This is a genomic window from Shewanella sp. SM101 (assembly GCF_025654465.1).
Classification (GTDB): Bacteria; Pseudomonadota; Gammaproteobacteria; order Enterobacterales; family Shewanellaceae; genus Shewanella; species Shewanella oncorhynchi.
The window spans coordinates 1-12,593 of sequence record NZ_JAKKRH010000043.1 but is presented as its reverse complement, the minus strand read 5'-3'; the positions used below and the strand labels follow the sequence as shown (position 1 = coordinate 12,593).

The 12,593-nt window shown below is 46.4% G+C and carries 9 protein-coding genes and 2 pseudogenes; all 11 read left to right on the top strand.

Annotated elements, in window-relative coordinates; all coding sequences use genetic code 11:
- The first annotated feature begins 29 nt into the window (after nucleotides 1–29).
- On the top strand, nucleotides 30–800 hold the full coding sequence (gene hisH, locus L5M38_RS19130) for an imidazole glycerol phosphate synthase subunit HisH (RefSeq protein WP_263168995.1): 771 nt from the start codon (nucleotides 30–32) through the stop codon (nucleotides 798–800).
- Between the two features lie 66 nt (nucleotides 801–866).
- Complete coding sequence (gene hisA / locus L5M38_RS19125) at nucleotides 867–1,604, top strand: 1-(5-phosphoribosyl)-5-[(5-phosphoribosylamino)methylideneamino]imidazole-4-carboxamide isomerase (RefSeq protein WP_263168992.1); 738 nt, start codon at nucleotides 867–869, stop codon at nucleotides 1,602–1,604.
- Nucleotides 1,586–2,359, top strand: a complete 774-nt coding sequence (gene hisF, locus L5M38_RS19120) for an imidazole glycerol phosphate synthase subunit HisF (RefSeq protein WP_226058464.1) — start codon at nucleotides 1,586–1,588, stop codon at nucleotides 2,357–2,359. The genes hisA and hisF overlap by 19 nt, the downstream gene beginning before the upstream one ends.
- An 89-nt stretch (nucleotides 2,360–2,448) precedes the next feature.
- Entirely contained in the window at nucleotides 2,449–3,105 is a 657-nt protein-coding gene (hisIE, locus tag L5M38_RS19115; protein ID WP_263168989.1) for a bifunctional phosphoribosyl-AMP cyclohydrolase/phosphoribosyl-ATP diphosphatase HisIE, read from the top strand.
- A 779-nt stretch (nucleotides 3,106–3,884) separates the two neighbouring features.
- Nucleotides 3,885–5,072, top strand: a complete 1,188-nt coding sequence (locus L5M38_RS19110) for an aromatic amino acid transport family protein (RefSeq protein WP_012587507.1) — start codon at nucleotides 3,885–3,887, stop codon at nucleotides 5,070–5,072.
- Nucleotides 5,073–5,398: 326 nt separating this feature from the next.
- Nucleotides 5,399–8,821 (top strand): YdbH domain-containing protein, encoded by a 3,423-nt coding sequence (locus L5M38_RS19105; protein ID WP_263180033.1) that lies wholly within the window; start codon nucleotides 5,399–5,401, stop codon nucleotides 8,819–8,821.
- 13 nt (nucleotides 8,822–8,834) lie between these two features.
- Nucleotides 8,835–9,053 (top strand): YnbE family lipoprotein, encoded by a 219-nt coding sequence (locus L5M38_RS19100; RefSeq protein ID WP_028759774.1) that lies wholly within the window; start codon nucleotides 8,835–8,837, stop codon nucleotides 9,051–9,053.
- A 24-nt stretch (nucleotides 9,054–9,077) separates the two neighbouring features.
- Nucleotides 9,078–9,413, top strand: coding sequence for a YdbL family protein (locus tag L5M38_RS19095; RefSeq protein WP_106650697.1), 336 nt, complete (start codon nucleotides 9,078–9,080; stop codon nucleotides 9,411–9,413).
- A 324-nt stretch (nucleotides 9,414–9,737) separates the two neighbouring features.
- A complete protein-coding gene (locus L5M38_RS19090) occupies nucleotides 9,738–10,943 on the top strand; it encodes an IS4 family transposase (RefSeq protein ID WP_263168985.1) in 1,206 nt (401 codons plus the stop codon).
- A 138-nt stretch (nucleotides 10,944–11,081) separates the two neighbouring features.
- Nucleotides 11,082–11,252 (top strand): annotated as a pseudogene (locus tag L5M38_RS19085) (DUF1318 domain-containing protein); the annotation flags it as partial.
- 1,238 nt (nucleotides 11,253–12,490) lie between these two features.
- A pseudogene (locus L5M38_RS19080) lies at nucleotides 12,491–12,593 on the top strand (IS110 family transposase); the annotation flags it as partial.

Below are 12,593 nucleotides of genomic sequence, written 5' to 3'. Positions count from 1 at the left end.
CATCAGCATAAATCGTTTAAGAGGTTAGGATGCAACAAGACACTCTATTAATAGCTGGCCAGCAATTAACAACTAGCCCGCAATTAACAGCAAATGAATCATCAGATGCTGAAACCGTCATCATAGACACGGGCTGCGCCAATTTAAACTCAGTACGTTTCGCCTTCGAGCGTTTAGGCGCTAAGGTGTTGGTCACAGACGATAAAACCAAAATCAAAGCGGCAAAACGTGTGGTGCTACCGGGAGTGGGCACAGCGGGAGCCGCCATGGCGTCCTTGCATGAAAAAGGCTTGGTCGAACTCATTCAAGGCCTGACTCAACCTGTACTGGGAGTATGCCTTGGCATGCAAATGTTGGCGGCGATTTCTAAGGAGCGCGGCGGAAAAGGTCAAGATTGCGAGTGCTTAGGCATAATCCCAATCGACATTTGTGAACTGGATACGCAGTTACTCAAAGCTGAAGGCTTACCTTTGCCACACATGGGCTGGAACCAACTTAAGCTTACGACAAACTCACAAGGAGCCAAAATCCCTAACGTTCACCCGCTGTTTACGGGCATTGAAGATGGCAGTTATGTGTATTTCGTCCACAGTTACCGCGCGCCGTTGAGTGAATTTACCTTAGCCCAATGTTCCTATGGTGAAGACTTTAGCGCCGCCATCGGCAAAGGCAACTTTATGGGCGTGCAGTTCCACCCCGAAAAAAGTGCCGCCGTGGGTGCGCAAATTCTGCGTAATTTTTTACAGATGGATGAAGCGCTGATGGACAAGTTGGCGCAGGAAAGACTGACCAATGAATAAATTACTCATTAAAAAACCAGTTATTAATAAACAACTTACAAATAAATCAATCGAGGATTTAAGCATATGATTATTCCTGCGATTGATTTAATTGATGGCAATGTCGTCCGCCTTTATCAAGGCGATTACAGCCAGCAGACCACCTTTGATTTAAGTCCTTTGGCACAGCTGCAATCCTATGAAGCACAAGGCGCTAAGTGGTTGCATCTCGTTGATTTAACGGGCGCGAAAGATCCCGCGAAACGCCAAACTCGCCTTATCAGTGAACTCGTGGCGGGACTTAACGCCAATATTCAAGTGGGCGGCGGCATTCGTACTGAAGAGCAAGTCACTGAATTATTAGCTATCGGCGTAAAACGTGTGGTGATTGGCTCACTGGCGGTGAAAGAACCTAAATTAGTTAAGCAATGGTTTATCAAATACGGCAGCGAAGCGATTTGCCTCGCACTCGATGTCAATATCAACCAGAGCGGTGAGAAAATGGTCGCCGTATCCGGTTGGCAAAGTGGCGGCGGTAAGAGTTTGGAATCCCTCGTAGAAACCTTTAGCACGGTCGGCTTAAAGCACGCGCTGGTGACTGATATTAGCCGTGATGGCACCTTAACGGGCGCCAATACCGCGCTTTATCAAGAAATTGCTGCAAGCTTCCCCGACATCGCTTGGCAAGCCTCTGGCGGTATTGCGACCCTTGAGGATGTGAGCGCCGTGCGAGACAGCGGCGCTGCGGGCATCATTATCGGTAAAGCCTTGCTTATCAATCAGTTTAATGTGGCGGAGGCAATCCAATGCTGGCCAAACGACTAGTCCCCTGTTTAGATGTAAAAGACGGTAAAGTAGTGAAAGGCGTGCAGTTCCGTAACCACGAAATTGTCGGCGATATCGTCCCGTTAGCCGCGCGTTATGCCGAAGAAGGCGCCGATGAGCTAGTATTTTATGACATTACCGCCAGCGCCCACGAACGTGTGGTCGATAAATCGTGGGTGAGCCGCGTGGCGGAACAGATTGATATTCCCTTCTGCGTGGCCGGTGGCATTAAAACCATTAGCCAAGCCCGAGAATTATTAGCCTTTGGTGCGGATAAGATTTCGATTAATTCCCCCGCCTTAACCGATCCGAGTCTGATCTCGCGCCTGCAGGACGAGTTCGGCCGCCAGTGTATCGTGATTGGTATCGACTCCTTTTTCGATGCCACCAGCAACAGCTATAAGGTAAAGCAATTTACCGGCGATGAAACGGCAACTAAGGATACTCAGTGGTTCACCCAAGACTGGGTTGAAGAAGTACAGAAACGAGGTTGTGGTGAAATCGTGCTCAATGTGATGAACCAAGACGGCGTGCGCGGCGGCTATGATATCAAACAGTTAAGTCTTGTTCGCGCCATCTGCGACGTGCCTTTAATTGCCTCGGGCGGTGCTGGGACTATGGCGCATTTTCGCGATGTATTTATTGAAGCTAAGGTCGATGCGGCGCTGGCAGCGAGCGTATTCCACAAGGCAATTATCAACATAGGTGAATTAAAAGCCTATTTAGCGGCCGAAGGTATCGCGATTAGACGCTAGAGCGGTTCTAGGTTCTAGGTTCTAGGTTCTAGGTTCTAGGTTCTAGGTTCTAGGTTCTAGGTTCTACAAACAGATTAAGAGTGAATACTATGTCAACGCAAACAAACACTAAGTCGGATTTTAGCCCTGTTCAAGTTAATGAGCTGGATTGGAACAAACAGGATGGGCTCATTCCTGCCGTTATCCAAAATCATTTATCGGGCAAGGTATTAATGCTCGGTTATATGGATAAGGCCGCGCTGGAAAAAACCTTGAGCACAGGTGATGTCACCTTTTTCAGCCGCTCAAAACAGCGCTTGTGGACTAAAGGTGAAACCTCGGGGAATACGCTAAGGTTGGTCGCTATCGATAAAGACTGCGATAACGATAGCCTGTTAGTGCAAGTGATCCCCAACGGCCCAACCTGCCACAAAGGCACCGAAAGTTGCTGGTTAGATGACAATGCGCATCCATTTTTGAACAACCTCGCCAGCTTAATCACCTCGCGCAAAGGGCAAAGTGCCGATTCCAGCTATACAGCGTCTTTGTTTGCGCGCGGCACGAAACGTATCGCCCAAAAGGTCGGGGAAGAAGGTCTTGAAACCGCCCTTGCCGCTGCGACCCACGATAAAGAAGAGCTGGTTAACGAAGCCTCAGATCTTATCTATCACTTGCTGGTATTGCTTGAAGATCAAAACTTAAGCCTCAGTGACATCACAGCAAACTTGCTGGCAAGACATGAAAAGGCGCTGCAGAACAAAGCATAATCTGCTTACTGATTCTGATTTCACACTAGTCACTGACATCTAGAAATGCCGCACACTTGAGCCAAGTCTGCGGCATTTTTTATTGCGCGATTCCCTCAAGTGCCATTGCCGCAATGTGATCAATGAATATCTTGCGCCTTAATCCTGTGACAAAAAATAATCAAAATACTGTTGTAATGGTTGACAAGTACATTTCAGTTCCCTATGGTAACCTCCGTTGCCGTTAGGTTATTAAGGCAAAGCATCAAAACACTTATCCGTTTTTACTCAACACACGCTAAGGCAAGTTTTATGTGTTTCACAGCATTTTGTACTCCCTATCTGTAGCCGCAATGGATATACCCAAACTACCTGAAGATACGAGTTTCAGAGCGCCTAGGGGGATTCAATTCAAGGCGCATCAATGACAGAATGTCGACCACCTTTTGAATTGATGCAACACGGAAGTGAAGTGCCCTAGGCGCTCCGTCCCGGCGGGTTTTAACGCACTTTATGCGGTGTTGGTTATTTTTAACTTAGCCCGCTAGGTCTGCAAATAACCGCCTTGCCTAAAGTGCGTTAAACTCCCGCTGAATCCTGCATCTTCAGGTTGTTTGGGTATAAAATAGGCACCTCGCCTGGCCTTCCATTGTGGCCATATCCTTTCGGATCCGCTGAGCGCCACTGTCTCATTTGCTTAAATCATTTTGTGCTTGAATCGCATCAAAATCCTTTAAGACAGTTGCTTTAGGATCAAGTCTTTATCTCTTTTTCTTGCAACACGCTTTTGAGATTATGTTATGACACAGAATAAAATTTTCGGCAGTTTGCTGCTTATCGCAGGCACCACAATTGGCGCGGGTATGCTGGCTTTGCCTATCGCATCGGCGGGACTTGGTTTTGGCACGTCCTCCGCCATCATGTTGATCCTGTGGGCGCTAATGGCCTACACGGCACTGCTTATGGTGGAAATCCATCAATTCGCCCCCAGCGATGCCAGCCTTAATCACTTGGCGCAACGCTTATTAGGTCGTAAGGGCCAGTTGATCGCCAATAGCGCCTTGATGTTTTTACTGTACGCCCTTTGCGCCGCCTACATTGCCGGTGGCGGTGAGCAAGTGAACCAAAAGCTGAGCACTTGGCTAGGGCTAAGTTTGCCACCACAGGCGGGCGCCATCCTGTTTACCTTGCTGATTGGGGTGATTGTGGGCATGGGAACTCACTGTGTGGACCTTATCAACCGCGGTTTGTTTGCGCTTAAGCTATTGGCATTACTGCTTATGTTGGCCTTGTTACTGCCGCAGGTAGAAAGCCCACATTTACTCGAACTCCCACTTAACCAAGGTTTGATTATCACGGCTATTCCGGTGATTTTTACCTCCTTTGGTTTCCACGGGTCGATTCCATCAGTGGTGCGCTACTTAGGGGTTGAGGTCAAAGCCCTGCGCAGGATCATGCTACTCGGCTCAGCTTTACCACTGGTCATTTATCTTTTGTGGCAAGTAGGTAGCCAAGGCGTATTGAGCCAAAGCCAATTGCTCGAAAATCAGAGCTTATCGAGCTTTATCAATCAACTGGCGAGCGTACTGCACAGCGAATACTTAAGCAGCGCGATCAGTTTGTTTGCCGATCTCGCTCTTGCGACTTCGTTTTTAGGGGTGAGTTTAGGCTTGTTCGATTTTATGGCCTCGACCTTAAGACGAGAGGATGATTTTTCTGGTCGTAGCCTAACCGCTGCCATCACCTTTTTACCACCCTTAGGTTTCGCCCTCTTCTACCCCCAAGGTTTTATCACAGCCCTGGGTTATGCGGCGATTGCACTGGTGATCCTCGCCATCTTTTTACCTGTGGCCATGGTGTGGAAACAGCGCCAGACGCGAGATGCGGCCAATATGCCGACGGGATATCGGGTCGCGGGCGGCAAGTTTGCCTTAATGCTCGCCACACTTTGCGGAATAGTGGTTATCGCCGCGCAGATGTTTAGCTAGCTCGAATAACAGATTAGGTACAAGAGCCTGTAAAGCTTCAACTATTGACAGCAGGCTCTTGTCTATTCGATGATCCTTTCACATTAGTCAGCTAAGCCCTTGAGTGTTAAACTGCCTCTGATGCTCGTGTACGCTGCGACAGCGGCTAAGAAGACGGCTCCTAGAGTCAGTGACTAAAGACGGTTATTAATGTCAGTTACTAAAGTCAGTTGCTAAAAAAGTACCTCAGCAAAAATGCCAATGCAAAGCACGCGTGAGTGTATTTGTGTACCGCTAAGGCACGAGTTTGATCAGGGCTCAGTGAATAAGGAAAGAAGTCGAACCCAATGCCAGTCCACAACAAGCCAAGCCGTAGCAGTGCTTCTGATAGCAAGGCACCTCAACACGAGGCAACGGAGACATCCGCTGGCCCTCGCAGTGGTGCTGCAGGTTCTGGAACAGATGCCACTGTAGCAACACAAAGCCGCCGTAAATTCCCCCTAAAAAAGACCTTATTGGCGACCAGCTTAACGGGCATCTTGGCGGGCGTGGCGTTAACTGTGTGGATTGTGAATACCCAGGCTGAAAAACTGATCATGCAGGCGGCAAACTTTGCCCTCGTAGGCATGGACAGCGAACTGATTGACATTGAATTAGGGAAAAGTCAGTTAGAACATTGGCGCATTACTTCTGCCAATCTTAGGGTGCATGACAGCCATATCAGGCTGAATAACCTGAATATCCAGCTAAAACTTGACTGGCCGCAGAGCTTTGCCGAGCTGAAACAGTTCAGCCAAATTGCTTACCTCACTCAAAAAATCACCCAAATCTCCATAGGTGATATTGAAGTCGAGTTAGGGCAATCGCTATTTTTACCCAATCGAAATGCCATCGATGAACAAGGCCCCGCCTTGGCCTTAGATATCAAATCATTACCCCTCATCGATATCGGTAAAACCAGCCTTATTCTCAACGCCCACCATCTCGACACCCAAAACGATTTACCCGCCTATCGTTTGGTGATGGACAAGTTGAGCCTTAACGGCGCGGGGGAAATCAACAGCGAGTTTAGCCACGAAGGTGAAAGCATCGCCAAACTCAAAGCCACACTCGCAGCCCAACAGTGGCAACTGGCAAGTCAAATTGCACTCGCGCCGCTGCTTGCGAGCTTGCATCAAATCAGCCTGAGGCAAACGCAAGACAGTGTGCTGAGCCCGTTAACTAAGCTTGATAAAGAGTGGCAAGCGTTAGCGATTGATCTACAAGGTCAATTAGTGTCCGACAGCCGTATTACATTAACTTCGGGCGAGCTTATCAGCCAGCACCAGTTAATTGATCCTAAGCTGACCTTTAATCAGTTGGCGGCGCTAGAACTTGCGCCAAAACCCGAGTTGGTATCAAAACCTAAGTTAGCATTTAATATTGCTGGGCATTTAGCCGAACTTGACCTAAGCCTTGAGCCCTTTACCTTAGCCTTGACGCCAAATGCCGCGCAGCAACAGCGATTGATGCAGCTGCTCGATGCATCACTAGCTAAACCTTCATCTCAGTCAGTATCTGAACCAGTATCTCAACCGATAGCTGAGCAAGTGCCTGATCCGCTAGCGAGTCAAATCGCTAAGCTGCTATCGGGGCTCAAAAGTACAGATGCACCAGTAGGGATCGCACTGACATTGCCTGAAGCCCTGCACTATCCGCTGACTCAAATTCCGCAAGATGTGCACTTAGCTAATCCCCTTGCGATTAAACTTCCTCGAGTGAAGCTTAAAACCTTAGGCAGCAAGCTAGATACCCAAGTCGATTTGGCCAATGTTGAAATCACAAAATCAACCGAAGCACTGTCCTTCAAAACAGATTGGCGCCTTAGTACGAGGCAAACAAGCTCAATGCAATTATCTGAATTGTGGGCAAATCCGCCGCAGGATTTTAGCTGGAATAATAGTCAGTTAACGACAGCAGGCACATTTAACTTAGTTCAGACGCCAAGTTCAACCGATTGGCAATTTATCACTGCCGCTACCGAATCGACTGAACTGACTCAATCAGCAAAAAAAAATACTGGCAACACGCTACAATTCGCCGTGGGTGAGCTTAAGCGTATTAGCATGCAAAATAAAAATGCGGCTAAACATGCAGAGTTTAGCCTTGGTAGTATCGCGATAAATGCCCTTGCGCCGCTGAACATAAGCTCGCTGCAAAGCACTCATACTCAGAGTTCTGGTATTCAAAACGCTAGCATTCAGAAAGTCAGTCCAGCGCAAAGCTCAGTGCCCACATCTGATACCGCAAACAGGTTAACCCTTGCCATACCGCCTTTAGCCTTAGCACTGGAGCAACTGTATTTTTCGCAGACCAAACAGACTTTAGTGACAGATGATGTAGTCGCTGAGGCTAATGCGGATAAAAATGCTAGCACTAGCATCATAACGAAAACCGATATGAATGCGGGCAGTTTCTCGATTGCATTACAAAAAGCCATGTCATTTGAGCTTAAACCCGATATCGAAGCGCTGTTCGACTCACTACGCGCTACCACTTGGCGTAATCAACTCGCATGGCAAGCAAGTCAGCTTAATATCGAAAAACAGCTCAGCAGCAAAGGCCGCAGCCGCAAAGAAACCGTACTTAAGCTGGACAAGTTAACGCTGGCACAAAGCTTAGATTGGAAAAATAACACGCTCTTTGGTGATGAGCATTGGCAAGTGGGCACCGTTGAGCTGCAAAGCCAACACAAGTTGAATCTTGCCACCGCGAACAATCCCTTAGTGTTAACGGGCCAATGGGTAGTCAACACTAGCATGACCGAGGCGCTAGCCTTACTCAATCAAACCCAACCCTTACCATCTGAGCTTAATGTCACAGGTAATAACCAATTACAGGCACAGTTTAATTTAACCCAACAGCGCGATCAGACCCAATTTGCCATGCAAATTACCCAGTCGATGACCGAACTTGAAGGTTTTTATAAGGACACCACCTTTGAGGGGGGGAAACTGCAGGCGCAATGTGAGTTTACTTGGGGCCAATCTCATAAAAAACAGCAGGATAAAGGCTATTTTAGCAGTCTCAGTAAGCTCAATTGTCCGCAGACACTGATGACCTTTAACCTGTTTGATCCTGGCTTCCCACTGACCGATATCGAAGTGGAAGCCGATATCGCCCTTGGCAAAGATGCCGAGAAATTGCCCGACAATTGGATACAACAACTCACAGGCTTAAGTGACACCGATGTTTCCATGACCGCCAAAGGCAAAGTGCTCAGCGGCCAGTTTCTGCTGCCAGAATTTAATCTTAAATTACAGGATAAATCCCATGCCTATCTGTTACTGCAGGCCATGAGTCTAGAAGAGGTCCTGCGCATTCAACCGCAAATTGGCATCTATGCCGACGGCATATTCGATGGCGTGTTGCCCGTCGATTTAATCAACGGCAAAGTGTCGATCACTGGCGGGCAATTAGCCGCGCGCGCACCCGGCGGACTTATCGCTATCTCAGGCAACCCCGCCGTTGAACAAATGCGCCAATCCCAGCCATACCTAGATTTTGTCTTTTCGACGCTAGAACACTTACAATACAGTCAATTATCGAGCAGCTTTGACATGGACCAAACCGGTGATGCTAAGCTACTCGTCGAAGTGAAAGGCCGCAGCCAAGGGGTTGAACGTCCTATCCACTTGAATTACTCCCACGAAGAGAACATGCTGCAATTATTTAGAAGTCTTCAAATTGGTAATGACTTGCAGGACAGAATCGAAAAATCAGTGAAGTAACAAGGAAACCTCAGTGAAGATAATTCAATTACAGCAAATTAGCATAGGTACCCGAAGCGCACTTATCGCATTGGTAGCCCTAGCCTCATTGCAGGGCTGTACGCCCACAGTCAAAATAGAACCGCCGGATAAACCTATCGTTATCAATCTCAATGTGAAAATTGAACATGAGATACGGATCAAAGTAGATAAGGAATTAGATCAACTCCTGTCAGACGATAAGCTGTTCTAATTAAATAAGAATTGAGGAATCACCATGAAATCAATCCGACTAAAAACAAAGTTATTATTGCTATTAACCCTCAGCTTCTTAAGCCTAAGCGCCTTTGCCATGTCACTTCAAGAAGCTAAATCACAGGGCTATTTAGGCGAACAAGCCAACGGCTACTTAGGATTAGTGCAAGCCAATCCCGAAGCCAAAGCCGTGATGGACGACGTAAATAACAAACGTCGCGCCCACTACGAAACCATCGCCAAGAAGAACAAACTCTCCCCAGCCGACGTTGCTAAACTCGCAGGCGAAAAAGCCATAGCCGCCACAGATAAAGGCAACTATGTACAAGATGCCAAAGGCAAATGGATTAAAAAGTAGTCCACTTTCTAAGGCTCTAGCGCGTAAAAGCAAAACGAATAGAAATAAACAAAACGCCTGCAATAGCAGGCGTTTTCATTGGTGGTCGATAAAAGGAATGATTTGCTGGCCAATACCTTTGAACGAGGATCTAGATTTTAGATTGTTTGATGGAGTTTGGTTAAGCACTGTCATTCCAGTGACTCGCAGCAAGTACATCCGTGTATGCTCGACCCTGAAGAATCCCCTGATGATTTACATATAAATCATTAGATTGGAGTGAACTTGCACCTTGAAGTGTGATCTGATGGAAGTGCGAACAAACATCAATCACAGGGCTTCAAGGTGCAAGTGTTAACTATCTTACATCAATCTCTCTATCAACATTGTCCAGAAATCCATCAAAAGCGACTCAATACCCTCATGGTTGCTTGCCGAGCACTTATCAACGCGGATTGCCTCACCCTAACGCATTTAGGGCGGCACATTGATGGCACCAGCACTCATACTAAGCACTCAATAAAACGCATGGATAGATTGTTGGGCAACCCGCATCTTCACCATGAAAGAATGGCTGTTTATCAGTGGCATGCAAAGTGGTTGCTAACAGCACATACGATGCCGACAATATTGGTGGATTGGTCAGATATGCTTGAAGGTCGTGAGCTTATTGCGCTACGCGCCTCTATCGCTATCAAAGGTCGCTCTATCACGCTCTACGAACGAACATTTCCGTTAGTGCTGCAAGGCACTCAAACCGCCCATAATCAGTTTCTTAATGAACTCAGAAAAGTATTACCTGACAACATCACCCCGCTGATAGTTACTGACGCGGGCTTTCGTAATCCATGGTTTCGCAAAGTCGAGCAGCTCGGTTGGTATTGGCTGGGTCGCGTTAGAGGATTGAGTGTCTATCGGCCGCATCCTTTCGGTCGCCAATTTTCACTAAAAGCGCTTTATCCCCAAGCCCGTCGTCGCGCAAAACATGTTGGGCGGGTGGCGTTATCGGTAAAGAAACCTTTGTTATGTGAGATGGTATTGTTCAGGGCCCCAAGTAAAGGTCAGCGAAGTACGACAACAGACTGTCACCATACGGCGCAATGGACGTATGAACTGACCGCCAAAGAACCTTGGGCACTGGTGACTAACTTGACCATGGAAGCCATGTCGCCTCAAAAACTGGTTAATATTTACCAAAAGCGGATGCAAATAGAAGAAACCTTTAGAGATTTAAAAAGTCCCGCTTATGGCTTTGGTTTACGTCATAGCAGAACACGTTACGCGGCGAGGATGGATATACTGCTATTGATAGCATTATTGGTGCAACTGGCATTTTGGTGGGTAGGATTATACGGGGAAACACAGCAATTACAGCGGCACTTCCAAGCCAACACGGTAAAGAAAAGGAATGTGCTATCAACAATCAGAATAGGCAAAGAACTGCTGCGGCGACGGCATGATTACCCCATATCAGCAGATGATTTGCTTTGTGCTGCGAAGAAACTAGCTGAACTCTCATTAACTCATGGTTGTTGGGGTTATGAATTATGAGGGGATCCTACAGTGCTCGACCGTGACATCCCTGTCACGGACGGTCACTTCCATGACTGTGCTTAATCTCATCGACCCCGGCGTACACTGGGTAACAAAATTTAACAATGGGTGTCTTATTAAATTGTCTTATTAAATTCGGTGATGGACGACGTAAATAACAAACGTCGCGCCCACTACGAAACCATCGCCAAGAAGAACAAACTCTCCCCAGCCGACGTTGCTAAACTCGCAGGCGAAAAAGCCATAGCCGCCACAGATAAAGGCAACTATGTGCAAGATGCCAAAGGCAAATGGATTAAGAAATAATCCGCTTTTTAAGGTTCTAGCGCGTAAAAGCAAAACGAATAGATATAAACAAAAACGCCTGCAATTGCAGGCGTTTTCATTGGTGGATTTGTCGGTAACTGGATAGATGATTTACTTAACTAAAAGCTAACTGACGACAAAATAATTAATATTAATTTTCATTGCTTCCCCAGTCACTCGCCTTCCTATTTCTAGTAAGAAGCATCCCACATTAATACAACAATTTTTCATGCCTGTAATTTGCCCACATGACATAACCTAAAACAATACAACCTGATAGCAAAAGAAAAACTCTGGTATTTTCAGTGTTAGGGATAGCTTGAAAGACAGAGTTTAGCCATAACGGGAAAAATATTCCAATAGGGATAACAGTGACGATGAACAATGCAGAAATAAAGTAGCAAATAAGAATGTTGCCGATGCCGCGTGGTTTAGGCCATCCAAAGCGCAAATTCATAGATTTATGCAATTTAACCAAAAATGTAATCGTGGCTAGGTAGATTATGATTCCTACAATAAACAACAATATATCTATCATGTTCAATTTGGCTTATAACGCCGCTATCAATTGCGGCAAAAAGTGGAGTAAGTGAAGCGAACGTAACTTTTTGACGTCAATTACATAGCTTGGTTAGGCTTCCGTCACTTCTAGGATTACACTGGTCTAAATTTTTGGGTTCCAGTAAAGTCCTCCACCATATTTAAAGTGCTCCTTTACTGCACTCAGTGTTTCTGTATGAGACTCAAATATCGTGAACCTAGAGCCTAACTTTGTATAGTGCGCATGCGCGTTTACCTCATTAGACCAGTAAAAACGCGCATGGTTAACTAACTGTAATAAAAGGAACTTATCAGCTTTTGTTTAGATATACCATCAGGAAAAACGCGCATGCGCGTTTTCCAAACCTATTGTCTCAAGCTGTCAAAAAATAAGTTGTTGATAATAAATGCTATATACATCGAAAAGACCGAACACCCACAGATTTTTGCTTTTAGCGCTGCACAGACAACACTAAAAAATCAAAGTAAAACACCGTTAAATGTAATCTCTAATCTTTCAAATCTATAGACTACGCAAATGCTAAAAGGTGCGCCATGGTGATTGGCGAGACGACCGTCCGCCCCATGGACGGGGCGGTCGAGCATCCAAGGATGATGGGATGGACACCTCTTGTGAAGTAGGCGTCATTTACGCCATATTGAATTTGCACGTTCAATAACAACAAAAGGTGTCCAAAATGAAAGTTACACTAATAGGAATTGATCTCGCAAAAAATATCTTCCAAGTATGTGGAGTTAATCAAGCAGGCAAGAGTGTTTTTAACCGTTCGATTAAACGTG

Bases quoted from the DNA above. Each gene is read 5' to 3' on its own strand.
- L5M38_RS19095 (WP_106650697.1), top strand. From the start codon at position 9,078: ATGAAATCAATCCGACTAAAAACAAAGTTATTATTGCTATTAACCCTC.
- hisA (WP_263168992.1), top strand. From the start codon at position 867: ATGATTATTCCTGCGATTGATTTAATTGATGGCAATGTCGTCCGCCTT.
- hisIE (WP_263168989.1), top strand. From the start codon at position 2,449: ATGTCAACGCAAACAAACACTAAGTCGGATTTTAGCCCTGTTCAAGTT.
- hisF (WP_226058464.1), top strand. From the start codon at position 1,586: ATGCTGGCCAAACGACTAGTCCCCTGTTTAGATGTAAAAGACGGTAAA.
- L5M38_RS19110 (WP_012587507.1), top strand. From the start codon at position 3,885: ATGACACAGAATAAAATTTTCGGCAGTTTGCTGCTTATCGCAGGCACC.
- L5M38_RS19105 (WP_263180033.1), top strand. From the start codon at position 5,399: ATGCCAGTCCACAACAAGCCAAGCCGTAGCAGTGCTTCTGATAGCAAG.
- hisH (WP_263168995.1), top strand. From the start codon at position 30: ATGCAACAAGACACTCTATTAATAGCTGGCCAGCAATTAACAACTAGC.